The 26,318-nt window shown below is 71.4% G+C and carries 22 protein-coding genes and 1 pseudogene; 4 read left to right on the top strand and 19 right to left on the bottom strand.

Translation table 11 applies throughout. From position 1 onward, the window contains the following. Positions 1-16: 16 nt before the first annotated feature. The 16 genes from ABEA87_RS22525 to ABEA87_RS22450 form a co-directional block, all read right to left on the bottom strand. On the bottom strand, positions 17-1,033 hold the full coding sequence (locus ABEA87_RS22525; protein WP_345632526.1) for a PDR/VanB family oxidoreductase: 1,017 nt from the start codon (positions 1,031-1,033) through the stop codon (positions 17-19). Then, positions 1,033-2,193, bottom strand: a complete 1,161-nt coding sequence (locus tag ABEA87_RS22520; RefSeq protein WP_345632524.1) for an acyl-CoA dehydrogenase family protein — start codon at positions 2,191-2,193, stop codon at positions 1,033-1,035. The genes ABEA87_RS22525 and ABEA87_RS22520 overlap by 1 nt, the downstream gene beginning before the upstream one ends. Further along, a complete protein-coding gene (locus ABEA87_RS22515; protein ID WP_345632522.1) occupies positions 2,190-2,888 on the bottom strand; it encodes a class II aldolase/adducin family protein in 699 nt (232 codons plus the stop codon). The genes ABEA87_RS22520 and ABEA87_RS22515 overlap by 4 nt, the downstream gene beginning before the upstream one ends. Further along, positions 2,885-3,787 carry a succinate--CoA ligase subunit alpha gene (locus tag ABEA87_RS22510; protein ID WP_345632521.1) on the bottom strand — a complete coding sequence of 301 codons (903 nt, stop codon included), beginning with the start codon at positions 3,785-3,787 and terminating at the stop codon, positions 2,885-2,887. The genes ABEA87_RS22515 and ABEA87_RS22510 overlap by 4 nt, the downstream gene beginning before the upstream one ends. Then, positions 3,784-4,944, bottom strand: a complete 1,161-nt coding sequence (locus ABEA87_RS22505; protein ID WP_345632520.1) for an ATP-grasp domain-containing protein — start codon at positions 4,942-4,944, stop codon at positions 3,784-3,786. Before ABEA87_RS22505 ends, ABEA87_RS22510 begins: the two co-directional genes overlap by 4 nt. Before the next feature lie 2 nt (positions 4,945-4,946). Next, positions 4,947-5,873 (bottom strand): MBL fold metallo-hydrolase, encoded by a 927-nt coding sequence (locus ABEA87_RS22500; RefSeq protein WP_345632519.1) that lies wholly within the window; start codon positions 5,871-5,873, stop codon positions 4,947-4,949. After that, entirely contained in the window at positions 5,870-6,601 is a 732-nt protein-coding gene (locus ABEA87_RS22495) for a dienelactone hydrolase family protein (RefSeq protein WP_345632517.1), read from the bottom strand. Before ABEA87_RS22495 ends, ABEA87_RS22500 begins: the two co-directional genes overlap by 4 nt. Then, positions 6,598-7,533: an amidohydrolase family protein gene (locus ABEA87_RS22490; RefSeq protein WP_345632516.1), complete on the bottom strand. Its 936-nt coding sequence runs from the start codon at positions 7,531-7,533 to the stop codon at positions 6,598-6,600. The genes ABEA87_RS22495 and ABEA87_RS22490 overlap by 4 nt, the downstream gene beginning before the upstream one ends. Beyond that, positions 7,526-8,281, bottom strand: coding sequence for an IclR family transcriptional regulator (locus ABEA87_RS22485; RefSeq protein WP_345632515.1), 756 nt, complete (start codon positions 8,279-8,281; stop codon positions 7,526-7,528). The genes ABEA87_RS22490 and ABEA87_RS22485 overlap by 8 nt, the downstream gene beginning before the upstream one ends. Positions 8,282-8,444: 163 nt before the next feature. Beyond that, on the bottom strand, positions 8,445-9,365 hold the full coding sequence (locus ABEA87_RS22480) for an amidohydrolase family protein (RefSeq protein WP_345632513.1): 921 nt from the start codon (positions 9,363-9,365) through the stop codon (positions 8,445-8,447). A 68-nt stretch (positions 9,366-9,433) separates the two neighbouring features. After that, positions 9,434-10,567 (bottom strand): sugar ABC transporter substrate-binding protein, encoded by a 1,134-nt coding sequence (locus ABEA87_RS22475; protein WP_345632511.1) that lies wholly within the window; start codon positions 10,565-10,567, stop codon positions 9,434-9,436. Positions 10,568-10,719: 152 nt separating this feature from the next. Continuing rightward, positions 10,720-11,835, bottom strand: coding sequence for an ABC transporter permease (locus ABEA87_RS22470; RefSeq protein ID WP_345632509.1), 1,116 nt, complete (start codon positions 11,833-11,835; stop codon positions 10,720-10,722). A 71-nt stretch (positions 11,836-11,906) separates the two neighbouring features. Continuing rightward, positions 11,907-12,455: an aromatic-ring-hydroxylating dioxygenase subunit beta gene (locus ABEA87_RS22465; protein WP_345632507.1), complete on the bottom strand. Its 549-nt coding sequence runs from the start codon at positions 12,453-12,455 to the stop codon at positions 11,907-11,909. 2 nt (positions 12,456-12,457) lie between these two features. Further along, positions 12,458-13,825 (bottom strand): aromatic ring-hydroxylating oxygenase subunit alpha, encoded by a 1,368-nt coding sequence (locus ABEA87_RS22460; protein WP_345632505.1) that lies wholly within the window; start codon positions 13,823-13,825, stop codon positions 12,458-12,460. A 5-nt stretch (positions 13,826-13,830) separates the two neighbouring features. Beyond that, complete coding sequence (locus ABEA87_RS22455) at positions 13,831-14,781, bottom strand: fumarylacetoacetate hydrolase family protein (protein ID WP_345632503.1); 951 nt, start codon at positions 14,779-14,781, stop codon at positions 13,831-13,833. A 459-nt stretch (positions 14,782-15,240) separates the two neighbouring features. Next, entirely contained in the window at positions 15,241-15,690 is a 450-nt protein-coding gene (locus ABEA87_RS22450) for a VOC family protein (RefSeq protein ID WP_345632501.1), read from the bottom strand. Between the two features lie 329 nt (positions 15,691-16,019). Here ABEA87_RS22450 and ABEA87_RS22445 point away from each other — a divergent pair, with 329 nt between their 5' ends. From ABEA87_RS22445 to ABEA87_RS22435, 3 genes are read left to right on the top strand one after another with little or no spacing between them, the layout of a single operon-like run. Further along, positions 16,020-17,558, top strand: coding sequence for a sugar ABC transporter ATP-binding protein (locus ABEA87_RS22445; protein WP_345632499.1), 1,539 nt, complete (start codon positions 16,020-16,022; stop codon positions 17,556-17,558). Then, positions 17,555-18,028: a MaoC family dehydratase gene (locus ABEA87_RS22440; protein WP_345632497.1), complete on the top strand. Its 474-nt coding sequence runs from the start codon at positions 17,555-17,557 to the stop codon at positions 18,026-18,028. Before ABEA87_RS22445 ends, ABEA87_RS22440 begins: the two co-directional genes overlap by 4 nt. Next, positions 18,025-18,894, top strand: a complete 870-nt coding sequence (locus ABEA87_RS22435; protein WP_345632495.1) for an HpcH/HpaI aldolase/citrate lyase family protein — start codon at positions 18,025-18,027, stop codon at positions 18,892-18,894. Before ABEA87_RS22440 ends, ABEA87_RS22435 begins: the two co-directional genes overlap by 4 nt. Positions 18,895-19,058: 164 nt before the next feature. Here ABEA87_RS22435 and ABEA87_RS22430 read toward each other — a convergent pair whose 3' ends face one another. Beyond that, positions 19,059-22,835, bottom strand: coding sequence for a 5'-nucleotidase C-terminal domain-containing protein (locus tag ABEA87_RS22430; RefSeq protein ID WP_345632493.1), 3,777 nt, complete (start codon positions 22,833-22,835; stop codon positions 19,059-19,061). A gap of 247 nt (positions 22,836-23,082) precedes the next feature. Between ABEA87_RS22430 and ABEA87_RS22425 the strand changes: the two genes are divergently transcribed. Continuing rightward, a complete protein-coding gene (locus ABEA87_RS22425; protein WP_345632491.1) occupies positions 23,083-23,766 on the top strand; it encodes a TMEM175 family protein in 684 nt (227 codons plus the stop codon). Here ABEA87_RS22425 and ABEA87_RS22420 read toward each other — a convergent pair. Next, a complete protein-coding gene (locus ABEA87_RS22420) occupies positions 23,745-24,398 on the bottom strand; it encodes a ricin-type beta-trefoil lectin domain protein (RefSeq protein WP_345632558.1) in 654 nt (217 codons plus the stop codon). The two genes, ABEA87_RS22425 and ABEA87_RS22420, sit on opposite strands and share 22 nt — an antisense overlap. A gap of 632 nt (positions 24,399-25,030) precedes the next feature. Then, positions 25,031-25,877 (bottom strand): annotated as a pseudogene (locus tag ABEA87_RS22415) (serine/threonine-protein kinase); the annotation flags it as partial. Positions 25,878-26,318 lie beyond the last annotated feature (441 nt).

The raw sequence follows: 26,318 nt of genomic DNA, 5'->3' as shown, positions 1-26,318 counted from the left end.
CGGGATCGGAGCGCGGCTACAGATCCAGCACGAGCCGTGGCGAGCGGGACCGGGACACGCACACCAGGATGATGTTGCCGCGCTCCCGCTCGGCCGGGCTGAGGTACGAGTCGCGGTGGTCGGGCTCGCCGGACAGCACCGGCGTCTCACAGGTGCCGCAGGTGCCCTCCTCGCAGGAGGTGGCCACGAACACGCCGGCCTCGTCGGCGACCTGCAGGATCGACCGGCCGGCCGGCACCTCACAGACCTTGCGGCTGCGCGCGAACTCCACCTCGAACGCCTCGCGCGGGCCGTCCCCGGCACCCGGACGCGCGGCGAACCGCTCCACGTGCAGCACGCCCGGCGGCCAGTCCCGGCAACGGCTCTCGACCGCGGCGAGCAGCGACTCCGGCCCGCAGCAGTAGATGGCCGTACCGGCGACCGGCCGGCCCAGCACGGCGTCCAGGTCGATGAGCCCGGCCTCGTCCTGCGGGACGATGCTCACGTTGGCGGAGTCGGCGAGCGCGTCGAGGAACGCCATCGATGCCCGGGTCCGGCCGCCGTAGACCAGCCGCCAGGGCCGGCCCGCCGCCGAGACGGCCGCGATCATCGGCAGGATCGGGGTGATGCCGATGCCGCCGGCGATGAACAGGTAGCTTCCGGCGGGTACCAGCGGGAAGTGGTTGCGCGGACCGCGGACCCGCACCGGCCGGCCGGCGGCCAGCGAGTCGAACACGAACGCCGAGCCGCCGCGCCCGGCCGCCTCCCGCAGCACCGCGACCCGCAGGGCCGAGCGGTCCGCCGGGTCGCCGCACAGCGAGTACTGCCGGACCAGGCCGTCGCGCAGCACGAGGTCGATGTGCGCCCCGGGCTTCCAGGCGGGCACCGGTTGGCCGCCGGGGCGGCGCAGTGTCAGCCGCACCACGCCCGCGGCCACCACGTCCCGGCCGGCCACCACGAACTCGTCATCCACCGCGACCGAGTCATCCAGCCCGACCGAGTCATCCAGCCCGACCGCAGAGCCCGTCCCGATTCCGGAGTCTACTGTGGACATCAGCGCCGCGCGCGGTAGAGTTCGCCGGCGATGCCGTCGCGCAGCACCTGCGGCGTACCGCCACCGAGCCCGCCGTAGCGCGCCCAGCGCAGGTACCGTTCGGCCGGCAGGTCGCGCAGGAAGCCGTGACCGCCGAAGATCTGCAGTACCCGGTCGGTGACCCGCAGCGACATCTCGTTGGCGAACACCTTCGCCACCGCCGAGTCGTACCGGTTCGGGAAGTCGTTGCCGTCGTTGTACGCCGCGCGGTGCACCAGCGCCCGGGCGGCCTCGATGTCGATGGCGCAGTCCGCCAGCATCCACCGGATGCCCTGGAAGTCGGCGATCGGGTGGCCGAACTGCTCGCGCTGCTGCGCCCGGGCCAGTGCCGCGTCCAGCGCGCCCTGCGCGATGCCGATGCTGATGGCCGCGTTGAGACAGCGCTGGCCGTTGAACGCGTTCATCATCGTCTTGAACCCGCCCGGTCCGACGAGCAGGTTGCGTTCGGGCACGAACACGTCGGTCAGGGTCAGCTCGAACAGCCGCTCGCCGCCGAGGGTCTGGTGCGCGCCGGACACCGTCACGCCGGGCCGGTCCCGCTCCACCACCAGGAACCCCACGTCGCGGATGCCGCGCCCCTCGCCGGTGCCGAACCGGGTGCACACCAGCATGATGTCCACCACATCGAGCCGGCTGATCAGCGCCTTGCCGCCGGACAGCCGCCAGCCGCCGTCGGTCGGCACGGCCCTAGTGACGATGGCGCCGACGTCGCTGCCGGAGTCCGCCTCGGTGATGCAGATCGAGCAGACCACGTCGCCACGGGCGATCCGGGGCAGCAGGTCGGCCTTGAGGGCGGCGTCGCCGAACGCGGCGATGGCCCGGCTCTGCACCCCGAGTTCGCCGAGGGTGGCCATCGCGGTGACGTAACAGGTGCGGGCGATCTCCTCGAGTACGACGGCGGAGTCGAGCCAACCGCCGCCCGCGCCGCCGTACTCGACCGGAACCGCGGTGCCCATGACGCCGGCCTCGGCCAGCAGCTTGATGTTCGGCGCCGGGAACTGCCCGGTCTGCTCCCACTCCAGGGCGCGGGGGGCGAAGTGGGTCTCGGCGATCTCGCGCACCCGGGCGGCCAGTTCCCGCTGCGCGGCGGTGGTCCGGTACCGCTCGCTCGGGTCCGTCATCGGTCCTCACCCCGATCGCGGGCCGCGTCCGCCGCGGCCTCGTAGCCCCAGTGCAGGCCGAGCATCCGGTCGGTGATGATCTGCTCGGCGATGTCTTCCCGCTCGGCGCCCGACGGCAGCGCTACCCGCTTGCCCGTCCCGCGCAGCCCGTCCAGCAGCAGCCGGGCGTTCTTCTCCGCGTAGATGGTGCGGAACACGGCCTCCGACAGGCTGCGGCCGGTGACCACGGCGCCGTGCCAGCGCAGCAGGGTGACGCTCGACGTGCCGACCACGTCGACCAGCCCCTGCGCCTGGTCCCGCCGGACGACCAACCGTGGCAGCTCGTACACCGGTACCTCCTCGGGCCAGAACGCCGCGTGCAGCAGCATGGCGTCGCCCGGCACGTCGGCGTACAGGCTCAGTTCGGTCAGCGCCGGGGCGTGGGTGTGCACGAGCGCGCGGACCTCCGGGTGGCGCCGGTGCGTCTCGGAGTGCATGTACAGCTCCAGCGGCAGGCCGGGGCGGAACTCGTCGTCGAAGCGCAGCGACACGACGTCCCGCGGGCCGCAGTCCTGCTTGCGGAATCCCGCGCCCGGGCTGAGCAGGTACTCCTGCGCGCCCGGGTCGGGCAGCACGCTCACGTGCCCGTACATGCCGATCAGGTCGTGTTCGGCCAGCACTCGGGTGGCCAGGGCCAGTTCTTCGGGGGTACTCACTGCTCTCCGATCGTCGTTGGCGTGGCCGCCAGCCGTGCGGCGATGTCGTCGGCCAGTTCCCACGGCGTGCTGTGCACCGTGGCGCCGGCGGCGCGCAGCCGGGCCACCTTCCCCTCGTACCCGCCGGCCCCGCCGAGCATCACGGCGCCCGCGTGCCCGACCGGCTCGTCGCCGACCACCCGGCCGCCGACGATCATCGCGTGTACCGGCACGGTCAGCTGGCCGTCCACTATGGACTGCGCCACCGACTCCTCGCCGGTGCCGCCCACCTCGCCGACGATGACCAGCAGCTCGGTTTGCGGGTCGGCGGCGACCAGCTCGGCGGCCTCGCGCATCGGCAGGAACGGCGCGACGTCGCCGCCGACCCCGATCCAGGTGGAGATGCCGATGCCGCGCTCCGCGAGGTGCAGCGACACCTCGTAGGACAGGGTGCCGCTGCGCGAGACCAGGCCGACCGGGCCGGGACGCAGCCGCCCGGACGGCATGAACCCGAGCTTGATCAGTCCCGGGACGATCAGTCCCGGCGAGTTCGGGCCGACGACCAGGGTGTCCCCGGCCGCCTCGGCCACCACCAGCGCGTCCATCACCGGTACCCCCTCGGCGGGGATGACCAGCAGCTCCACGCCGGCCTCCAGCGCCTCCAGCGCGGCCGGTCGGACGTGCTCGGCCGGCACGAACAGCAGCGCGACGGTGGCACCGGTGGCCCGGCAGGCGTCGCCGGTCGACGCGAACAGCGGGATGCCATCCAGTTCGGTGCCGGCCTGGCGCCCGGAGACACCGGCCACCACCCGCGTGCCCTGCGCCCGCAGCGCGGCCAGTTGGTTGCGACCAGTGCGACTGGCCAGCCCGTGCACGACCACACCGGGTCGGCCCTCGAGCCATTCACGTAGCGGCTTCATGATGCTTTCCCGGTCAACTCGGCGGTGGTGTCGACGGCCATGCGCAGATCGGGCTGGACCACCACGCGGTGGCGCCCGGCGAGGGCGGCGGACGCCTCCGCCGAGTACGGCCCCTCCAACCGCACCACCACGTTGCGCCCGGCCGAGCCCAGGGTTTCCACGGACTCCACCAGGTCGACGCTGACCTCACGGAGGTCCGTGATGCCGGCGTGCACGCAGATCAGCACGGTATCCACGGCGTGGCCGCGCAGTATCAGGTCGACGGCGGCGCGGAAGCGTTCGCGGCGGCGGTCCGGCGTGCCGGCCCGGATGTCGCTGAAGTTGTACGTGCGGATGCCGCGCGAGCCGAGTTCGTCGGTGAGCAGCATGCCGGCCCCGGCGCCGGTGTTGAGCAGCGCGACAGTGGCCTCCCGGTCGGTGACCGCGAAGTCGGCGCCGTACTGGCGACGCCACGCCCGGGCGGGATGCACCCGTTCGAGCTCGGGCTCCAGGTCGGCCAGCCACGGCTGGCGGAACTCGGCGGAGTCGTCGACGGTGATGTGCGCGTCCAGCACGGTCAGCGCTGCGTCGACGCCGACCGCCAGCGGGTTGACCTCCAGCAGCAGCAGGTCGTTGTCCACGGCCAGGCGGCACAGCCGGCTGGCGAGCGCGGCGACGCGCTCCCGTACCGGATCGTCGCCATCCCAGCCCCAGGCGCGGGCCAGCTCCGCGGCGGTGGGTACGGCGTCGGGGCCGAACGAGGCGCTGTGCCCGCCGTCCGCCAGCCGCTGCTCGACCCCGGTGCCGCCCTGGTCGCTGCACCGCACGGTCAGGCCGCGGCCCCACGGGTCGACCAGCACGCCGGCGAACCACTCGGCGGTGGCGTCCACCGCCCGCTCGACCAGCACGCATCCGACCGGATGGCCGTGGATGTCGCGGTCGAACAGGGCCCGGGCCGCCTCGGCAGCCCGGGCCGGGCCGTCGACGACCACCACACCGCCCGCGGCGGCCCGGTTCTTCGCCGGCACCTGCGCCTTGACGGCCAGCCGGCCGGACCGGCCGAGCCCGGCGCACGCGGCGTCGATGTCGTCGCCGGGGCGGATGAGCCGCCCCGGTGGCACGGCCAGACCGCCGGCCGCGAGCAGGTCCTTCGCCTGATGTTCCAGGAGCGCCACCACGGTCAGTTCGCCTCCGAGGACAGGATCAGATCGAGATATGCGTCGATGCGCTCGCCGGCGTGCGCCAGCGAGCCGACCTCTTCCAGCGCGGCTGCGCGGGCGGCGGCCCGGCTACCGCGGTGGCGGGACACCGCGTCGATGACGGTGCGCAGCACGGCCTCCTGCCGCGCGAGCAGCTCCGGCCCGCCGATCGGGCCGTGCCCCGGCACGAGTACCGCTCCCTGGAAGGACGCGCGCAGCTGGGCGAGTACGGCCAGCCAGCCGTCGAGGTCGGCGTCGCGGGCCACCGGCAGGATTCCGTTGAACACCAGGTCCGAGGCGACCAGCACGTCGAGATGCGGCAGGTACACGGTGAGGTCCCCGGCGGTGTGCGCGTGCCGCCCGGCGTGGCGGATCTCGACGGACAGGCCGCCGAGGTCGAGGTCGAGGGCGTCGTCGACCAGTTCGGTCGGCAGCACGAACTCCAGCTCACCGATCTCCGGTGCCAGATCGGGGCGCACGCAGCACAGCAGTTCCCGGTACGCGGCCCCGCCGGTCGACAGCCGCTCGCGCACCGAGCGGTGCGCGATGACGCGGTCGGTGGGGATGGCGGCGTTGCCGAGGGTGTGGTCGCCGTGGAAGTGGGTGTTGACCAGCGCCACGACCGGCTTGTCGGTGGTGGCGCGCAGCAGCCCCATCAGCTGGGTGGCGTGCCGGGGCGTGAACAGCGAGTCGATGACGAGCACGCCGTCGCGGCCCTCGACGGTGACGGCGTTGGGCATGCCGTGCTCGCCGAGGTAGGCGAACGCGCCGGGCCCGAGCGCCACCCGCGTCAGGCCGGTGCCCTCCAGCGTCCCGGCCGCACCGGCGGCCCGTGCCCCGCCGGTGCGCTCGCCGATCGCGGTGGCGGCCCCGGGGCGGCCGGAAGGGTCGTGCGCCTCGCCGGTCATGCCGCGTCCCGGGCGACGTGCCGGTCCAGCCAGCCGAGCATGCGTGCCCACGCATCCTTCGCGGCGGCCGGCTGGTAGTGGTCGGCCCGGTCGTCACAGTTGAAGCCGTGGCCGGCGTCCGGGTAGCGCACCAGCTCGGTGGCCACCCCGGTGTCGGCGTGGCGGGCGGCGGCCGCCTCGGCCAGGCGGGTCACGTCGGCCGGGTCGATGGAGTGGTCGAGGTCGCCGTACAGGCCGAGCCAGGGGTGGCGTACCGAGCCGACCAGCTCGACCAGGGGCGGCAGGCCGAACCGGCCCTTGGCCACTCCCCCGCCGTACCAGGTGACCGCGGCGGCCACCCGCCGCTGCGTCGCCGCCCACATCGAGATGGCCCCGCCCATGCAGAAGCCCACGGCGGCGACCCGCTCGGCCGGGAACCCGCGGCCGTCCAGGAACGAGTAGACGCCGTCGAGGTCGGTACCCAGCCCCTCGGGGTTGAGCCGGTTCATCACCGCGAGCGCCGGCGGTAGGTCGGCGTAGTCGAAGCTGGGGGCGCCGTCGCGGTGGTAGATGCCCGGCGCGAGGGCCAGCCACCCGTCGGCGGCCAGCCGGTCACACACCGACTGGATGTGTCCGGTGAGGCCGAACGCCTCCTGGATGACGACGACCGCACCCTTGGCGTCGCCCTCCGGCGACCCGATCAGGCACGGCATCGGCCCGTCGGCGGTGTCGACGGCGAGTTGACTCATGTGTCCGCTCCGTTGGTGGCAGGGATCAGGCGCGGGCACCAGGCGGCCGCCTGGCCCGCGATGCTCTCGGTGCCGGCGCGCTGCGCCAGCAGTTCCCGCGCCGACAGGCTCAGCGGGAAGGGCCAGTCCGACCCGGACAGCACGTGCCCGGCGCCGACGCAGCCCGCGGCGGCGTCGAGCAGCCCGTCGCCGAACACCACGCCGTCCACCCAGATCCGGCCGAGCCGCTCGCCGATCCGGGCGGACGCGGCGGGGTCGGCGCGGATGACCCGACCCACCGCCATCGGCAGGAACCCGCCGCCGTGCGGCAGGCACACCCCCACGCCGGAGCGCCAGAAGCCGTCGGCCCCGGCCAGCAGGGCCACCGCGACCGCGGTGGTCGAGGCCGGGAAGCCGACCGTGGAAGGGTTGGGCAGCGGTCGGAACCGGGCGTCGAACGGGTCGCCGTCCGGATGGACGAACAGGCCGAACCGCGCGTCCGCCAGCGCCGACCAGACCGGGTCGAGCGCCGGGTCGGCCACGGCGGCACCGATCGCGGTGCCGATGACCACCCCGACCACGGTGGGATCGGCGGCCAACCGGCGCGCCTCGGCCACCGCCGCGTCCGGGCTGGACAGCGGCAGCCAGCCGAGCACGCCGCACCCGGGCCTGCCCCGGGCGAAGTCGGCCAGGTCGGTGTTGAGCCGCGGCGCGAGCCCCGGCACGTCCTCGAGGTACAGGGCGGGCGGCGGGGCCACCACCGCACCGGCCAGGGGCGCGAGGTGGGCGTCGAACGCGTCGCGGTCGGACAGCCGGGGCGGCAGCGGCAGCACCGCCGGGCCGCGTACCACGCCCCGCTCGGTGAGCTCGATGTCCGGGTGCTCCGCCAGGTATTCCCGGGTGGCCGAAGGTACGAAGTGGCAGTGGACGTCGAAGACGCTGGACTCAGGCACAGTGATCCCCTCTGGATACGCCGGCGGCCGTCTCGATGGCCCGGGCGCACGCCGTCAGCTGCCGTACCCAGGTGGCCCGTTCGGCCGCCCGGTACCGGGCCTCCGGGGCGAAGATGGTCAGCGAGTGCACCCGGCCGGACTGCGGGTCGCGTACCGGCACGGCGAACGCCAGCCCGCCCTCGCTGCGCTCGCCCCGGCTCATCGCCCAGCCGGCGCCGCGCACCTTGCGCAGTTCGTTTTCCAGGTGGGCCACGTCGGTGAAGGTGTGCCCGGTGAACCGCTCCAGCGGCTCGGCGAGCACCGCCTTGCGTAGCGCCGCCGGGCCGAAGGCCAGCAGCACCTTGCCGCTGGCGCCGGCGTGCAGCGGGGCCCGCATGCCGATCTCGTGGACGAAGCGCAGCGGTTGGGAGCTGCGGTATTCGATGGTGCACACCCGGCTGGTGCCGGCCACGCTGAGCAGGCTCACCGTCTCGTCGAGCAGGTCGCGCAGGCTGAGCATGTGCGGCGCCGCGCAACGCAGCACGGCGTCGTCCCCGATCGCCTTCTGCGCGGTCGCCAGGAAGTGCGGGCCCAGGGCGTAGCCGCCGTCCGGTAGCCGGATGACCCAGGCGCGCTCCTCCAGGGAACGCAGGAACCGCAGCACGGTCGGTTTCGGAAGTTGCAGCTTGCTGCTCAGCGCGGTGAGCGTCGCGCCGTTCGCGGCGGACAGCTCCTCGAGCAAGTCCAGCAGCCGATCGCTTGACCGCACAGTCTCACCTGCCGTCGAATCGGGGAAATCGTCGCCTGCGTGGTTCGGTTACCGGTCGGGTCGGTGGAGACGCCCCATGGGAGGCGCCACGGGATCGTCCAATGGGGATCATCCGACAGAGACGTCCAAAGTGGACTCTCGATGGGGGCGTGCGATGGAGACGTCAGTGCGCGGTGTCGGCGGTCAGGTCGAGCTTGAGCAGGCGAGCCAACCGCTCACCCTTGATCTCACGCACCTCCTGCTCCGACCACCCCTGCTCGTCCAGATAGCTCAACCGCCGCAGAAAACCCCGCTCATCCGCGTACGGATAATCCGTCCCATACAACAACCGCTCCGAACCCAACGCCGCCGTCGTACACGCGAACGCCGCCTCAGCACCCGCCACCGTGTCAAACCACATCCGCCGCAACGCCTCCAACCGGCCACCCGTCGTCCGCGTCACCCGCCCCCACATGAACGGAAACACCCCGCCGAGATGCGGCACGATCCACTGGATCCCCGCATACCGCTCCGCCATCCCCGACAACACCAACCGCATCGCCGCCACCGAATCCTCGATCGGCGCACCGATCAACCAATCCAACCCGAAATCCCCCATCCCGCACACAAACGCATCCCCAATCGGATGCAAAAACACCACCGCCTCCCGCCGGTCCAACTCCGCGAACACGGGCGCGAACAGCTCATCATCCAAAGCCCGACCCGCCACACTGCAACCAACCGTCACCCCCAACATCCCCAACTCCTCAAACACCCGACCAGCCTCCACCACCGCCGCACCCGGCACCGTCATCGGCAACGCACCAAACGCATAAAACCGACCCGGAAACTCACCCACCACACCCGCGTAAATATCATTCACTGCCACCGCCGCCGCCACCGACGCCTCATCCGACGCCAAATACGGCTGCGCCTGCGCCACCGACAACACCTGCGCCGTCACTCCAGCCCGATCCATCAACTCCAACCGCTGCTCCAACGACTGGTCCGCAAGCGCCGCCGCCCGCCGCGGCGGAATCTCCGGACGACCAATCATCGCCAGATAACTCTCGGGATACAGGTGAGCGTGCACATCGATAATCACGTGGGCCTTCTCTCTATGTCGAACCGGAGGCGGTCAGGGGGCCGGAGGCTACTACGGAGGACCGGAAACTACTGCCAGAGCTGGGTCAGCGTCGTCTTCCACTCGGCCGAGCTGCCGAACCACGAACCGTCGTTCTGGTCCTGGGTGGTGAGGTTGAGGCCCTTGATGTTGTCCGGGGTGAACACCTTGATGCCCATCGGGTGCTCGGTCGGCGGGTTCTTGGTCATCATGCGGGCGAGCTGATCGGTGCCGAGCCAGCCGTACTCGTAGAAGTTCGAGCCCACGTCCGCCGTCTCCAGCTGGCCGGCCTTCATCCGCTGCAGGCCGGACAGGATGCCGGTGGTTCCGGTGATTTTGATGCCGGTGGCGTGCGAACTCTGGACGCCCTGCAGGATCGCCGGGATGTAGGTGTCGAACTCCGACAGGATGTAGTCGGTCCCGGGGTGCTGGAGCAACTCCGTGCTCACCTGGGGCGGCACGTCGGTCTGCAGCTTGGTGGAGTTGAACGGCATGACGGTGACGTCGCACTTGGGGCAGTACTTCTTGAACTCGGGGACGGCGCCGTTCTGCACCCAGCCGATGCTCTGCGAGTTGTCGTCCGCCTCGGCGATGATCACATGCGCCGCACCGTTGGACTGCTTGATGATGGTGTCGGCGGCCAGCGCCTCCTGCATGGTCTGCTGGTTGGGCAGGTAGGACATCTGGTCGTCGCCGAGCCCGCCTTCCTCACCCATCACCAGCACCGGCACGTTGTGGGACTTCGCGGAGGCCAGCGCGGTCGGCGCGAACGAGGTCGGGAAGCCGCAGATGACTATCGCCGCCGCGTCGGTGTTGATGGCCTGGTTGATGCAGTTGCTGACCGACGTCGGGTTCGCTCCGCCGTCGCACACGGTGGTGCTCGCGCCCAGGGCCTTGGCGCCCGCGGCGAAGCCCTGGCCGATGATGTTGAAGTTCGGGATGGATTGCAGCAGCGGGATGTAGTAGATCTTCTTGCCCTGCAGCGCCGCTCGGGCACCCTTGATCGCCGGGCCGGGCGCGGCGAGCTTGGCCGGGTCGACGCTGTACTTGGCGATCTGCGCGGTGGCGTACGCGACGCCCGAGGAGGCCGACACTCCACTGTCGGCGGAGCCGCCGCTGGATGCCGAGCTCGACGACGACGAGCAGCCGGCGGCCAGCAGCAGTGCCGCGGCGCCGACCGCCACGACGGCAAGCCGGCCACGGCCACGGCTGCGGGTACGGGTACTGGTACGGGTACGACCTTGCGTATGTAAGTCCATCGACGCGTTCACTCGACGACTCCCTGTCCTTGAACGATGAGGGGTGTGATGAGTCGGCTGCGCGGGATCGGTGCGCGCTACCGCTGGAAGCCGGCCGCCCGCGGCAGGCTCATGGTTCCGGTGCCCCGCCGCCGTACGATGGTCGACACGGCCACGGCGATGATGAGGGCGGCACCGAAGAACACGTCGGTGATCCACCCGCTGAACCCGAGCAGGTCCAGCCCGATGACCCCGGTTTCGAGGAAGTACACGGCGATGAAGGAGCCGATCGCGTTGAACCGTCCGGGAATCACTATCGCGGTGCCCAGCAGGCCGGAAGCGAACACCGGCAGCAGGTAGGTCGCCGAACTGGTCGGGTCGTAGCTGCCCAGCCCGGCCACCGCGATCACCCCGCCGATACCGGAGATCAGGCCCGAGGTGAGGTAGGCGCCCATCCTGATGCGCCGCACCGGTACCCCGGCCAGCCGGGCCACCTCGCGGTTGGCGCCCACGAAAATCATGTTCCGGCCCAGCCTCGTGCACGTCTGCACGTACGCGAAGATGGCCACCAGGGCGACGCCGTAGTAGAACGACAGAGGCAGGCCCAGCAGGTCGGTCTGCGACACCTTGGCGAAGCCCGCCGGCAGACCGGTCACGGTGGTCAGCCGGGACAGTGCCAGCGCCACGCCCACCAGCAGCGTGCTCATGCCGAGCGTGACCACGAACGGGTCGACCCCGATGAGCACGATGAGGACGGCGTTGACTCCCTCGGCCGCGACCGCCCCGGCGATCGCTATCACGATCGCGAGCACCAGGTTGACGTGGTACAGCACGTTCATCACCGGTACCAGCGTCGCGGCCAGGCCGAACACCGATGGCACCGCGAGGTCGAACTCGGATACCGAGAAGGTGCAGATCAGCGCCATCGCCATGAAGACCAGCGGCTGCTGGCCGCTGAAGATGGCCTGGAAGGTGCCGTGCCGCAGAAACGACTGCGGCTCGACGCTCGCGTAGATGACAGCCATGGCCAGCCACACCAGCACCACCGCGTACCGGGTGCCGACGTAGCGTCCCGCCCGCGCCAGGCCCGCGGACGCCGCGGGCCGCGGTGCCGGCGCACCGGCGGACCTGCCGCCCGGCGCGCCGCCGGCCGGGACGCCGCCCGGCAGCGCACCGGTCGCCACGGCGCCGGCGCTCTGCTTGGGTGTGCCCACGGGCGCACCACCCTTTTCGCCACTCACGATGTCACCAACCTGCCCCCGGCGCGGCGCCTTCGCCGCACCGGCTAAAGGAAGATCGCCAGATCCTGGACCGGCAGCGTGTTGTGGTCGAGGTGTACGAGCCTCCGCCACACCCGCAGCCCGTTACCGCCGTCGACGAGGACGTCGCGACGCCCGGCGGAGATCAGCGCCGGCTGCTGGTCACGTCTCGCGTGGTACACCAGCACGTTGGTTCTCGCCGTCCAGGCGCGACCGGGGGGCGTTTCGCTCACCGGATCGACGCCGATCTCGACGTTGGTGACGAACCGGCGCGTCATCGACGGCGGGTCCTCCGACCACGCGTGCAACGTCTCGTACCGCGCCACCTTGGCGGCGACCGAGTCGTGGTCGTCGACCATCACTCCGGACGCCACCGAGAAGTCGTCCTCGACCAGTGGCTTGAAGGTGCGGTTGGGCACCAGGTAAGCGACGTTCTCGTGCAGCAGGCCGAGCCAGTCGGTGAGCAGGTTGTCGTCCAGCAGCCGGGCCTCGAGCGAGTAGAAGTCGCGGATGGCCGCGTGCTCGCCGTACCGGGCCGCGTCGGCCGCCTCGATGCCGTGGAGTTGGCTGTCCATCGTCACACCGCCGTCCCGTCGCCGCGCGAGATCTCCTGCAGCCAGCGCCGGTACAGCGTGCGCTGCACGCCGTCCTCCAGCCGCGTGTCATACACGGTGCCGGGGCCCTCGAAGTCCTCCATCACCTGCGCGCTGCCGTCGTCCAGGCCCATGGCGTAGTGCAGCTTGGCGCCGATGCGCCGAGCGAAGGCGCTGCCCGCCACCCGGGTGATCCCCTCCCACACCACCGAGTCCTCGGCCTCGAAGTTGCCCGAGGGGCCGACCTGGGACAGCGCGGCCCGGTGCGCGATCTGCTTGGCCTCTTCGCTCAGCCCGCGCGGCACCAGCGTCCAGTTCCACGCCTCGACGCGGTTCGGTCCCTTGGGCTGCCACTGCCGGATGATGAAGTACGAACCGGCCACGCCGCCCACGCTGAACGCCGTGCTGGTGTGCATGAAGCTGAAGTTCGGGAACACCGTGCCGACCTGGAAGATGGAGCGCCGGGCCAGGCTGAACTGCGCGTCGGACAGCTCACCCTGCCGGTACTGCGCCTTGAGCTCGTCCGGCGAGCCCCAGAAGATGCGCGCCTCCTCGGGGCCCCGGATGATGACGGTGGCGTGGCCGCTGCACTCGGACACGTGCACGTCCAGGCCGCGGCGCGTCTCGGCCTTGCCCCGGAACTGCGGGACGAGCCCGACCTCGAACACCGACCGGTGCAGGTGCTGCAGGTGGTAGCTGTCTCCGCAGAAGGTCTCCGCGCCCAGCTTCCAGTTCGCCTCGATGTTCCACCGCAGCGGCTCGCCGATGACCTCCAGGCCGTCCGGGTGCGCCAGCAGGTTGGTGTCCAGGTACCAACCCATGTCGCCGATGTACTCGGACAGCGGTACCGCCTCGGGGTCCAGGCAGGCGAACACCAGACCGTGGTAGGTGTCGACCTTCGGCGCCTGGTGCAGCGACCAGTCCGCCAGGTCCATCTGCGGGTACGCCTGCGCCCGGCTCGGCACCCCGGTCAGGTTGCCGAGGTTGTTGTAGGTCCAGCCGTGGAACGGGCAGCGAAACGAGTTCGAGTTGCCCTTCTCGTACCGGCACACCTGGGTGCCCCGGTGCCGGCAGCTGTTGAAGAAGGCCCGGATCTGCCCGTCGTTGCCGCGCGAGACGATGAACGGGTCCTCGCCGATGCGGCGCAGCACGTAGTCGCCGGGGTTGGGGATCTCGGTCTCGTGCGCGAGGAAGACCCAGCTGCGGCCGAAGACGCGTTCGAGTTCGGCGTCGTAGACGTCCGCGTCGTTGAAGACCTGTAGCGGCAGGAAGCCGTCCGCCAGCGATTCCCGTACCCGCGACAGCAGCGCGTCCAGTCCTCCGGTTCGGGTACCCGGGTGCACGGTCGTCATCGGGCTCACTCCCCCGCGTCCGCGGCCGGCGGCGCGCCTATCACGTTGTGCTGCGCACCGAGGCCGTCGATTTCGGCGCGTACCCGGTCGCCCACGTTGAGGAAGACGCCCTTCACCGCACCGATGCCGCGGATGCTGCCGGTGGACACCACGTCGCCGGGCAGCAGCGTCAGCTGCTCGGACAGGTAGGAGATCTGCTCGGCGATCGAGTAGTGCATCAGCTCCGTGGAGGACTCCTGCACCAGTTCGTCGTTGACGTACAGGTTCATCGCCAGCTTGTACGGGTCTTCGACCTGGCTGGCGGGCACCAGATCGGGGCCGAGGACGGACGAGTTGTCGAAGGACTTGATGCGCATCCAGTCGGCCATGCCGAAGCGCTGCCCGTACCAGTCCTTGCGCTGCGACTGGGAGTAGTCCGACACGTCGTTGAAGATCGCGTACCCGGCGACGCTGTCCATGGCACTGGCCTCGGACACGAGGCGGGTGCGCCGGCCGATGATGACGGCCAGCTCGATCTCGTTGAACATCTTGGCGTCCGGCCGGGGCAGATGCACCACGTCGTCCGGGCCGACCAGAGTGTGGTGTGGGGCCTTGAAGAAGAAGCACGGGCGGGTCGTGGCCTTGTCCGGCAGTCCGCTTCCGGTCCACTCCTGCACGTGGTCGTTGTAGTTGGCCGACGCGCAGAAGATTGCCCGGGGCCAGCGCACCGGCGGCAGCAGGGTGACGGAGCCGACCTGGTACGCCTCGGGATCGTCGCCGGTGTGCGCGCCGGCCAGCTCGTCGAGCACCGGCTCGACGGTCGACCAGGACTCCAGCAACCCGATCACCGAGCCCGTGTCGACGCCGGGCAGCCGGGAGCCCAGCCGCGCGTCCAGCGCCAGGATGTCGTCGCCGATCCGCAGCCCGGGGCGCGGCACGCCGGAGACCTCGAAGGTAACCAAGCTATAGGAAGCCATCGCTTCTGAAACCCTTTCGGTGAGCCAGTATCTGTTTGCTCGTCGCGGGACGGGCCGGCCGCTTGCGCCGGGTCGAGCCGCCCGCCGGCCGTCGATGGGTACGCGGAACCGCCCGGAGGTCGGGGGTTGAGGGTTTGGGGTGGCGTTCGATGCGCCGCGGCGGGCCCGACCGATGCGTGAGCCCGTCGGGACAGTGGTTGTGCGTCGGGACGGTGGTTGTGCGTCGGGACCGGTTGATGCGTCGAGGCCCGGCCGCGGCGCCACCCGCGCGCGCCGGGCACCTGCCGTGCGACCAACTGCGGCGACCCGCGACCCGACGGCCGGACGGGGTTGGGGTCGGCGCGGCACCGCCGCGCCGGGCCACCGCCGGGAAGCGCGGGTGGCTACCCGACGGCGGAGGGAGGATCGGGTTCGGCGGGGACCGGAGTCATACCCCGCCGGACTCGGCGCGAGCCGGGATCAGGCCCCGCCGGCCGACGCCCGGGACGCGCGCTGTTGCTTGGCACGCAACACGTCGAGCGCCTCGCCGTCGGCCATGATGTCGCAGAACAGTTCGATCCGGTTGCCGTCCGGGTCCTTGAAGTAGAAGCCATTCATGAACCCGAAGTCGTGCACGGGTTCGACGTCGATGCCCTCCGCCGCGAGGCGTTCTCGGATCTCCACCAGCGCCTCCGGGCCGCCGTCGACGTGGATGCCGGTGTGCGCGTTGCCCTGGCTGCCCACCGGGACGCTCTCGTCCACCTTGCACAGCGCGATGTCGTGGTGCGTGCGGCCGAAGGACAGGAAACCCATCCTCGCGGCCGGCAGGTAGGCGACCTTCTCCAGGCCGAGTACCCGCTCGTAGAACGCCAACCCCGCCTCGACATCGTGCGAAGGCAGCACGACGTGACCTATCCCGGTGATTTTCATGAACGTGCTCCCTAGAAAGACTCAGCACTTCTGATCGGCACAACCACGTGTGTCGTGAACGTTCCCCCACGTCGTCTCGGGGCTGAACGGAACGTAGAACCCGGTCCGATCACTGTCAAGATCTGTTTCGCTGCGTGTAACCGCACGACCCGCATGGCTCGTCGCGGGCCCTGACAGGGCAACGAATCCGTCCCTAGATCCCTGTACTTCTGCCGGGAAGGTGCTTACGATGCCGAAACACAAATGACACACACCAGGCGCGGCGCCAGCGGGTTCGATGGCCGGGCCTGTCCGTTATATCGGTTAGTCCATAGTCTCCGGAGGAGCGAATGGATAGTGCCCGCCTCGAAGTCCACAACACGTCCAAGACGTTCGGCAGCGCGAGGGTGCTCGACCGGGCCGAACTGACCGTCGCGCCGGGCGAGGTGCACGGGCTCATCGGGCAGAACGGTTCGGGGAAGTCGACTCTGATAAAAATCCTGTCCGGCTTCCACACACCGGACGGCGGTGCCGAAATCCGCTTCAACGGCGCGCGACTCGGTCCGCCGATGCGCCCGAAGCGACTCGCCGACGCCGGGCTGACGTTCGTGCACCAGGATCTCGGGCTGGTGCCACGGCTGTCGGTGGTGGAAAACGTCCGGGTCGGCCGGCTGCGGCATGGCCGGTTCAGCCGGCGGGTGCGATGGCAGCACGAGGCCGCGCTGGTGGCCGAGAGCCTCGCGTTTCTGGGCAGCGACATCGACCCCTGGACGCCGGTGGCGCAGCTGACCCTGCCGCAGCGCGGCGTGGTGGCCATCGCCCGCGCGCTGCAGGGACGCGACCGCGAGCGCAGCTGCGTGGTGCTCGACGAGGCGACCCAGAACCTGCCGAAGGAGGTCCTGCCCGAGTTCTACCAGATCATTCGCAGGCTCACCGCCGAGGGCACGTCGATCGTGCTCGTCAGCCACCGCCTCGACGAGATCCTCGACCTCACCGATCGGGTCACCGTGCTGCGCGACGGGCGCGTGGTCGGCGGCGGGATCCGCACCGCCGAGAGCTCCGAGGGTGAACTGATGGAGCTGATGCTCGGTTACGAGGTCGAGCGCGACCGCATCGACCGGCCGGACCGCGACTCGTCGCAGCCGCCCGCGTTGACCTGCGAGGATCTGTTTGCCGGCACGCTGCGCTCGGCGTCGTTCACGGTGCGGCGCGGCGAGATCGTCGGGGTCACCGGCGCGGTCGACGCCGGGCACGACGAACTGCCGTACGTCATCGCCGGCGCGCGCCCCGCCAGCGCCGGCCGGATCAGCGTCAACGACGAGTCGCTGGCGGCCCGGGCGCTGGACGTGGCACGGGCCAGCCGGCTCGGCATCGCGCTGGTTCCCCGCGACCGGTCCGGCGAGGGGCTGGCGATGACCCTGTCACTGCTGGAGAACCTCACCGTTCCCCGAATCCACGGCCGCCGGTGGCGGTTCTGGCTCGGCCGCTCGTGGCAGCGCCGGGAGTTCTCCCGGGCGGTCGAGCTGCTCGGCATCGTCCCGCCCCGGCCCGACCTGGCCGCCGGGCAACTGTCCGGGGGCAACCAGCAGAAGCTGCTGGTCTCCAAGTGGCTGCTGCAGAATCCGGCGGTACTGGTGCTGCACGAGCCGACCCAGGCGGTGGACGTGGGCGCGCGCCGCGAGCTGCTGCTCGCCCTGCGCCGGGCGGCCGACGAGACCGGGATGGCGGTGCTCATCTCCAGCATCGAGGCCGAGGACCTGGCCAGTGTCTGCGACCGCGTGCTGGTTCTCGACGGCGGCGCGGTCGCCCACGAGCTGGCGGGCGAGCTGGACGCCGACCTGATCCTGGAGAAGTCCTTCGCCCTCGCCGAGCCCTCGGCGGCGTCGTGAGCGACGTCGTCACCCAGCGTGGGCTGTGGTATGAGGAGCTCCGGCCGGACACCGTGTACCGCCACGCGCCCGGGCGCACCGTGACCGAGGCGGACAACACGCTGTTCAGCACGATGACGATGAACCCGCAGTCGCTGCACCTGGACGCGGAGTTCAGCCGGGGGCAGGAGTTCGGGCAGCGGCTGGTCAACAGCCTGCTCACCATGTCGATCCTGGTGGGCCTGTCGGTCGGGCACCTGACCCAGGGCACGATCGTGGCGAACCTCGGCTTCAGCGAGGTGCGCTTCCCGCATCCGGTGTTCCACGGCGACACGCTCTACGCCGAGACCACGGTGCTGGACAAGCGCGTGTCGCGGTCCCGGCCGGAGGCGGGTGTGGTGCGCTTCGAGCACACCGCCCGCAACCAGGACGGCGTGGTGGTGGCGGTCGTGGTGCGCACGACCCTGGTGCGGCGCGAGCCCACGCCATGACCGGACCCGACGCCGCCGGCGGGCCGGTCCCCGCCGGCCAGGACGCGCCGCTGCCGGACGGGCCCGCGTGGCTGTTCTGCCCGGCCGACCGGCCCGAGCGGTTCGACAAGGCCGCCGCGGCCGCGGACGTGGTGATCCTCGACCTCGAGGACGGCGTGGCCCCCGGTGCCCGGCCCGAAGCCCGGCGGGCGCTGCGACACGCCGCCGTCCGGCTCGACCCGGCGCGGACCGTGGTGCGGATCAGCCCGCTCGGCACCCCGGATCACGACGCCGATCGGGCGGCGCTGCGCGACCTGCCGCTGCGCACCGTCATGCTCGCGAAGACCGAGTCCGCGGCCCAGGTCGCGACGCTCTCCGGGCTGAGGGTCGTCGCGCTGTGCGAGACGCCGGCCGGGGTGCGGGAGGCGGCGGCCATCGCCGAGGTGAGCGACGCGCTGATGTGGGGGGCGGAGGACCTGATCGCCGGGCTCGGCGGCTCGTCCAGCCGGCGCCCCGACGGCCGGTACCGGGACGTCGCCCGGCACGCCCGAGCGGTGGCCCTCATCGCCGCCGGTGCGGCCGGCATCCCGGCTCTGGACTCGGTGTATCTCGACCTCGACGACCTGGACGGGCTGGCCGCCGAGGCGACCGACGCCGTCGAATCGGGGTTCGCGGCGAAGGTCTGCGTCCACCCGAGGCAGGTGCCGGTGGTACGCCGCGCCTTCGCGCCCACTGCCCAGCAGTTGGAGGCGGCGCGGCGGATCGTTGAGGCGGCCGGCTCCCGCCCCGGCGTCGGCGTCTTCGCGCTCGACGGGCGGATGGTCGACGAACCCCTGATCCGCCAGGCGCGCCGCCTGCTGTCCCGGGCGGCCTCGTCGACCGGATGACCGACCGCGCGGCCCGACCCCGCACGGCCCGGCCCGGCCCCGCACGACCTACCCCCCGACCGGCCGGACACCGATGCCGCTGCCCAACCCCCGATGGGCCGCCCCGGCCCGGCCGGCGGGCCGCCGGCCCGACCCGGGCGCCACACCCGGGTCGGGCCGGACGGTCATCCGATCGCGATCCGGCCGTCGGTGCCGTACGTGAACGGGTTGGGCAGGGTGGACACGTAGGTGGTCAACGGCACCAGCTCGGCGTCCGGGGTTTGGACGATGTCGCTCGCCCCCTCCAGCACGGTGAACCCGTCACCGCCGCCGACCATGAACGAGTTCGCGGTGGCCGAATAGCTCACGCTCGCATCGTCCGGTATGGGCGTACTGTTGTTCCCCGCCGCCCCGAGCCAGACCCCGGTGATGGTGCCCGTGCCCTGGCTTCCGGTGTACGTGAAGTGCAGCCCGGCGACCTGCATGATCCCGCCGGTACCGGCGGCGAGCTGCTGCCGCAGCAGCGCCCACACCTGAGCACCGGTCAGGGTGAACGTGTCCACGTAGTCGTCCTGGAACGGCTGCATGGTGAACAGGTCGCCGTAGGTCACGGGCCCCGCCTGCAGGCCCGCGCGCACGCTGCCGGTGTTCACGAACGCCAGCTGGGTGTGCGTGTACCACAGTTGGGAATCGGCGATCAGGTCACCCGCCGGCGACTCGCCGGCCGCGGTGGCGCCGCCGTCGCGCTGCGACGGCACGTCGGCCGCGGCGGCGTTGATGACCTGCCGCGTCACCGGGTTGGTGGCGGTCACCGCGGCGTCGACTATCGCCTGCACCTTCGGGTCCGGCGTGACCGCCGGCGCCGCCGGATCGGTCGAGGCGGGCGTGGTGTTCTCCCACACCGGCTGGACCGATCCCCAGGCCGCCGCGATGGTGCCCGATCGGCGGTCCATCAGCAGCTGGACGTCGTCGTACGCGCGGCCGAACGAGGACGCCTGGATCACCAGCGCGTGCCCCACCCTGGAGTCCATCACCGTGTGGCTGTGCCCGCTGATGACCACCGACACCGCCGGGTCGAGGTGCGCGGCGATCGTGTTGATCCGGTCGCTGAGCGTACCCACCGGGTAGTTCGACTGGGTGCCGCCCTCGTGCACCACCGCCACGAACGCGTGCACCCCGGCGTGTTCGAGCTGCCTGACCACGCCGTTGATGGCGGTCGCCTCGTCGATGAAGTGCACGCCCGTGGTGCCGCCGGTGGTGACGATGCTCGGCGTGGTGATGGTGGTGGCACCGATGAACGCGACGGGCACGCCGCCGACCTTCTTGATGGTGTACGGGTTCAGCAGCGGCTTGCCGGTGGCGTCGCTGATCACGTTGGCGTCCACGACCGGGAAGTTCAGCTTGTTGAACCCGATGTTCGGGGTCACCGTGGACTGGCCGCCGTTGATCTGGCGCAGCATCTCGGCGACGCCCCGGTCGAACTCGTGGTTGCCGGGAATCCCGACGTCGATGCCCATCGCGTTCAGGGCGTCCAGCGTCGGCTTGTCGCGCAGCAGGCCGGACGCCGGCGGGCTGGCACCGACCATGTCACCGGCCTCGACCGTGACGGTGTCGGCCGGGTCGGCGGCCTTCGCCTTCTTCAGGTAGGTCGCCAGCGTGCCGAGCCCACCGGCCACGTCCTTGGCCCCGGTGTACGGGTCGGCGTAGGTCAGCCCGTCGTCGGTCAGGTTGCCGTGTACGTCGTTGATGCCCAGCACCTGTCCCGTGGAGAACCGGGAGCCGTCCCTGAGGATGCCCGTCAGCACTCTGCCCTGTGCCTGCAACGGCGGGTCGAACCCGCCCAGGATGGCCAGCGTCGGCGCCAGGTCGATGGCCCGCACCCCGCGTACCGAGCGGGCGTGCGCGATGTCCGGCCCGCCGGCCACGAACGTGGCATGCATGTTGATGTTGTGCGCCAGGTCCACGTCGTCGGGCAGGTAGCCGTGCTGCCCGAAGAACTTCGACGGCGCCACCAGGGTGCCCACGGTGTTGCTGTCGAACTCGTACGGCACCTTGGTCACGACCACCACGTCGCCGGAGCGGGTCGGGTTGAGCGAGTCGCCGCCCTCGACGTCGGCCAGCTGCGCCTTGGTCATCACCTCCTCGACCAGCGGCTTACCGGTGGCCGGGTCCTTCAGTCCCTGGTACGCGTGCACGATCTTGTCGACCGTGGACTGGTAGTCGGCGGGGTCGAGCACGCCGTCGGGATCGCGGCCCTTGAGGTTGAGGTAGATCTGCGCGGTGGCCCCCGCCCAGCACGCCTTCGCGACGGTGCCGCCGGGCGCGCTGGCCGCCGCCGGCCGGCAGTTGCCGGTCTGCTCGACGTCCTGCAGCCCCAGTTGCTTGAGCACGAGCGGCGCGTCGACGGCCTCCCACTGCGGCGCGAAGCCGTGGTCGCTGGAGGCCAGCACGTCGGGATCACCGAGGATCGACCGGATCAGCCCGAGCCGGGCGTCCGCCGAGTGGTACGCGCCGCTGACGTAGCCCTCGCGCTGGCTCAGCCGGTGGTCGCGCGGGCCGGTGCCGGCCACCCGGTCGTAGTACGGGTTCGGGCTGCCGTCCGGTGCGGTCGGCGTGAGCAGGCCGAGGATCTGGTGGCTGACCTCGTCGGTCTGGTCGGTGCCGGCGAGCAGCACCTCGGTGTCGGGCTGGAGCTTCTTCAGCACGTAGTTGAACACCGCCACGTCGTACGCCTGGTTGAGCCCGACGGTCTGGGCGTACCAGGTGTCCTCGTCGATCAGCCCGGCCTCCTCCGGCGCGAAGTCACCGAAGATGGCCGGCGGCAGGTTGTCGGCGATGTACTTGGCCAGCCGATCCTCGCCGGGCGCACCGGCGGGCAGCGCGGCGCAGGCGGCCGTCGCGCAGTGCGCGTTGGGCCGGGTGACCGAGGTGAAGTACAGCCCGAAGCTGGACAGGTCGGGCGCCAGGTTGGTGACGTCGGCGTAGAAGCCGGCGCTCTCCCCCGCCGCGGCCCCGATCAGGCCGTCCGCGCCCTTCAGCTTGACCGCGCTGTAGCTGCGCGGGGTCAGGTTGGCCGCCGCCTTCGAGCCGTCCTTGCCGGCGCCGGTGGGCACCATCACCACCCGGTCGTAGCCGGACCTGCCGCTGGCATAGACGTACAGGTCGTAGGTGCGGGTCGGGTTCAGACTCGCCGAGGTGGAGGCGACGGTGAGCACCGTCTGCCGGGCCGGCACCCGCTTGCTCGCCGGCACGTGGGTCCAGCCGCTGGCCGGGGTGAACGCGGCCACCTGGTACGACAGTCCGAAGCTGGCCGCCGAGGACTGCTTGGTCGCGTTGGCCGGGTACTCCAGCAGGCCGCGGGTGGAGTAGAACGTCGCGTAGTCAACGGTCGGCCCGTTGATGTTGGCGTTCACGCCGCCGGTCCACTCGAGCTGCGCGACCTTCTTGCCGGCCAACTCGGCGGCCGACGCCACCGACTGCGCCTCCAGCACGTTGGTCGGGTCGGTGCCGGGGCTGGCGCCGTTGCCGTGGAAGGAGAACGACGTCGAGGTGGTGAACGGCTGGCGGGTATCGAAGAACGTGTTGTTGGTGCTGCCGTGCACCCCGGGCCCCGCACCGGTGGCCATCGTGTACCAGCCCTGTCCGGTGTTCGGCGGGAAACCCTGGGTCAGCCCGTTGTCGCCGGTGGCGCCGGAGCGCACCAGCGACGCGTAGGTCGGCATCAGGCCCTGACCGGCGTAGCGCTGCATGAGATCGGGGCGCATGCCGTCCGAGCTGAACAGCACGACCGGCGGTTGGTCATTCCGCCCGTGGCCGCCGGATTTCGGCGCCGCCGCGGCGCCGGACGGCACGGTGGCCACCAGCCCGGCGACGGTCAGCGCCGCGACCGCGAGCGCGGTGCTCCGGCGGGGCGGACGGGATAAGCGTCGGACGAAAGGCTTGCGGTGATCGAAGACGGTCATCTCGCACCTTCACCTGAGAGGTAGCCGGGAAAACCGCCCCACTCTTACCCAGTACTCGCATGGACGTCAATAGATCTCAACGACTCACCCGGTACCGTTCGGCGAGTCTTCACGCCGGTCAGGCGTGTCCACGACGTACCGCGCCCAACGGGCCTGTCCGTCGCGTCGGGGCATGTCAGGACAGGTCTGGTGGCGCCGCACGCGGGGCGTGGCGCGACGCGAACCGCCGATATGGTTGACTCTTGCGATGGTTGACGCAGACACGACGCCACCAGCCGGCGCCGCCCCGGCCTCGACGGATCCGACGGTCGGCGGCGCGGAACGCGTGATCTTCTTCTCCGACGCGGTGGTGGCCATCGCGATCACGTTGCTGGCGCTCGATCTGCACGTCCCCGAGCAGTTAAGCAATGGCGGTTTCTGGCGGGACCTCAGCCACAATTACCAGGACTATCTCGGGTTCGTGATCAGTTTCCTAGTCATCGGCAACCACTGGTTGGCGCACCACCGGCTCTACGGGCTGGTATCCAGGGCCACGCCGGCGCTGGTCCGGTGGAACCTGCTCTGGCTGCTGATGATCGTGCTGACCCCGTTCGCCACCCGGGTGATCGTGGCCGACGGGGCGTTCGCCTCGCGGTTCACCGTGTACGCGCTGACCCAGGCGATCGCCGCGCTGTCCTTCATGCTGGCCATCTGGGAGATCCACCGCCGGGGCCTGGCGCGCGAGGGCACCGCGCCCGGCGTGTTCCGCCACGCGTACCTCGGCAGCGCGACCGTCTTCGCCGCGTTCATGATCTCCATCCCGGTCGCCTTCGCCACCCACTGGGCGTACGCCGTGTGGGCCGTCATTCCGATCGCGGGGCGCGTCCAGGACGTGCTCGAACGCCGGAATGACGCGCGCCGCCCCGCTCCCTACTCCTTCGACCAGGCCTGATCGCTCGCCGAGCCGCAGGTGAACTGCTGAAGCAGCGCCCCGTTCTCGGTGCCGGACTCGGCCACGCCCACGCACTTGCCGCTGCTGGCGTTGACCAGGTGCTGCTCGCCGTCGAGAATGAACTTCTGCGCCGGGGTGGTGTTGCACGTGGTGAGTTGGATCGTCGCCCCGTCCACGTCCGACGCGTTGAGCACGTCCATGCACCGGCCGAGCAGCGTGATGCTGCCGTCGGGCTGGAAGGTCCAGGTCTGGTCGCGGGCCCGGCTGGCGCCGCAGTCCCAGATGCGCAGCGCGACTGGATCCGGCGAGTCGGGGTCGGCGACGTCGACACACCGCGCGCTCGCCCGCCCCACCAGCTGCGTGCCGGGCACGTCGGGTACGCCCGGGCTGCTCTGCTTCGGGGTCGGAGTCGGCGACAGCGCGGACGGCGGTCGGGCCGTGGTTGGTGCCGTGCTCGGGGTCGCGGCGCGGCTGGCGCTCGGGGTGGGTTCGGGTGGCGCCGCTGGCCGGAACCCCGAGGTGATCTGCCGGAAGGACTCCTCGCCGGCCGCCCATTCGGCCTCGGGCGTCGCCCAGAGAATCGTGTACCCCTTCTTCCCGGGCGCCACGAAGGTGCGCTGACCCGCGTGCATCGGCGCGCCGCTGGCGGACTCATAGGTCCACTCCCAGTCGGCGGCGGCGAGCTGATAATTCACGGCGCGCAGCGCGACGCGCCGGTAGTCGGGGTACCGCTGGGTGGTCAGCCCGGACCTCTCCTGCGACGTGAGCTGGGCCAGCGGGTCGGGATCGGGGGTATCGGTCTGGCTGACCAGCAGGAACCGCGCACCGCCCGGCTCCTGGAACTCGACCTGGCCGCCACGCCGGGTGATCTGCCAGCCGGCCGGTGCCGGTAGCGAGAACCCGCTCCCGTCCCGGTACAGCGACCATCCCTGCGGCATGGGCGTGGCCGAGGCCGACAGCCGCGTCGCCGGCCGGCCGGCCACGCGGGGCAGGCTGGTCGCGTTGGCCGCCGCGGCGGTGGCCTTGCCGGCCGGTTGGCGGACGAACAGCGGGATGCCGATCCCGAGTCCGACCAGGAGCAGGGCGGCCAGGCCGCCGACCAGGTAGGCCCGGCGCGGCAGCCCACGAGGGGCCGCGCGCCCCACGGTCCGCGCCGGTTCGATCCGCGCGCCGCCGGTATCCGCGCCCCCCGAGCCCGCGCCCCCCGAGCCCGCGCCCCCCGTCCCCGCGCCACCCGAACCCGCGCCGATAGAGCCCACACCACCCGCCCCGATGGCGCCGAGGACCGGAGTCTCCGGGGTTTCGGCTCGAGGCGGGGCGGGCTCGACCTCGTGGCGCGCCGGCGTCTCCTCCGGCCACTCGGTCACCACCCGGAGCAGCAGCCGCTCGGCGGCGTCGGCGTCGATCCGTTCGACCGGGTCCTTGCGGAGCAGACCGTGGAGCACCAGCCCCAGCGGGCCGGCGTGCTCGGCGGGCGGCGGCGGCTCGGTGGCGAGCGCGGTGAGGCTCATGAACGCGGACGGGCGGGCGTACGGCGAGCGCCCCTCCACGGCGGCGAACAGGGTGGCGCCCAGCGACCAGAGATCCCCCTCCGGCCCCAGGATCCCACGCATGGCCCGCTCCGGCGACACGTACGCGGGCGAGCCGAGGACTATCCCCGTGGCGGTCATGCTCGGCTCCTCGGCGGCGGTGGCCAGGCCGAAGTCGGTGAGCACTATCCGCCCGTCGTGACCGATGAGGACGTTGGCCGGTTTGACGTCCCGGTGCAGGATTCCGGCGCGGTGGGCCGCCCGCAGCGCGGCGAGCACGCCCAGCCCGAGTTTGGCCGCCCGGCTCGGGGAGATGGGGCCGTCCGTGACGAGGACATCCTCCAGCGAACGCGACGGCACGTACTCCATGACTATCCACGGTTCGCCGTCGCGGCCGGACAGCACGTCGAACACCCGGACCGCGTTGACGTGGTCGATCCGGGCGATCGCCCGCGCCTCACGCAGCGACCGAACCCGCAATTCCTGGCGCTTCTCCTCGGTCAGGCCGGGCGGCGGAACGATTTCTTTGATTGCCACGTCCCGCTGCAGCATCGTGTCCCAGGCCCGCCATACGCGACCCATTCCACCCTGACCGATAACCTCGCTGAGAACGTACCTATCGGTAACATCCGGCCGCTGTATCTCTGGCACGGCGAGACTGTACCCGCCGATAGTTACGACCCCGTGGCGCCCGATTTCAAGGGCACGATCGGAACGCGATTCCTCGCCTACCCAACGTAATTACACGGGCTCGCCACCGGGCCGAATCAGCCATTTTCCACGAACCGCCGGGGAGCTGAGTGAGCGACCGCACCCGTTGGGCCCGACCGGCCGGGTCCGGTGTGAGGGCCGCCACCGGGACGAACGTGCAAATCGGGCCTTTGCTACGGACCGCGGATGCGCCGCGCGAATACCTCTCAGATCATGGCGGCTTCCCCCCGCCCAGAGGGTGGAAGCCACCATGATTTCGCCATTTCACGCGGGCGTCGCATCGGGGGTGAGCAAAGCGAGGACGCGCGGCCC

Source organism: Rugosimonospora acidiphila, assembly GCF_039543385.1.
Taxonomy (GTDB): Bacteria; Actinomycetota; Actinomycetes; order Mycobacteriales; family Micromonosporaceae; genus Rugosimonospora; species Rugosimonospora acidiphila.
The sequence above is the reverse complement of the archived record's forward strand: the minus strand, read 5'-3'. Positions and strand labels throughout refer to the sequence as shown.

Excerpts from the sequence above, each read along its gene's own strand:
- ABEA87_RS22525 (WP_345632526.1), bottom strand. The coding sequence starts at position 1,033 with ATGTCCACAGTAGACTCCGGAATCGGGACGGGCTCTGCGGTCGGGCTG.
- ABEA87_RS22520 (WP_345632524.1), bottom strand. The coding sequence starts at position 2,193 with ATGACGGACCCGAGCGAGCGGTACCGGACCACCGCCGCGCAGCGGGAA.
- ABEA87_RS22510 (WP_345632521.1), bottom strand. The coding sequence starts at position 3,787 with ATGAAGCCGCTACGTGAATGGCTCGAGGGCCGACCCGGTGTGGTCGTG.
- ABEA87_RS22500 (WP_345632519.1), bottom strand. The coding sequence starts at position 5,873 with ATGACCGGCGAGGCGCACGACCCTTCCGGCCGCCCCGGGGCCGCCACC.
- ABEA87_RS22495 (WP_345632517.1), bottom strand. The coding sequence starts at position 6,601 with ATGAGTCAACTCGCCGTCGACACCGCCGACGGGCCGATGCCGTGCCTG.
- ABEA87_RS22465 (WP_345632507.1), bottom strand. The coding sequence starts at position 12,455 with ATGGACAGCCAACTCCACGGCATCGAGGCGGCCGACGCGGCCCGGTAC.
- ABEA87_RS22460 (WP_345632505.1), bottom strand. The coding sequence starts at position 13,825 with ATGACGACCGTGCACCCGGGTACCCGAACCGGAGGACTGGACGCGCTG.
- ABEA87_RS22455 (WP_345632503.1), bottom strand. The coding sequence starts at position 14,781 with ATGGCTTCCTATAGCTTGGTTACCTTCGAGGTCTCCGGCGTGCCGCGC.
- ABEA87_RS22450 (WP_345632501.1), bottom strand. The coding sequence starts at position 15,690 with ATGAAAATCACCGGGATAGGTCACGTCGTGCTGCCTTCGCACGATGTC.
- ABEA87_RS22445 (WP_345632499.1), top strand. The coding sequence starts at position 16,020 with ATGGATAGTGCCCGCCTCGAAGTCCACAACACGTCCAAGACGTTCGGC.
- ABEA87_RS22435 (WP_345632495.1), top strand. The coding sequence starts at position 18,025 with ATGACCGGACCCGACGCCGCCGGCGGGCCGGTCCCCGCCGGCCAGGAC.
- ABEA87_RS22430 (WP_345632493.1), bottom strand. The coding sequence starts at position 22,835 with ATGACCGTCTTCGATCACCGCAAGCCTTTCGTCCGACGCTTATCCCGT.
- ABEA87_RS22425 (WP_345632491.1), top strand. The coding sequence starts at position 23,083 with ATGGTTGACGCAGACACGACGCCACCAGCCGGCGCCGCCCCGGCCTCG.
- ABEA87_RS22420 (WP_345632558.1), bottom strand. The coding sequence starts at position 24,398 with ATGCACGCGGGTCAGCGCACCTTCGTGGCGCCCGGGAAGAAGGGGTAC.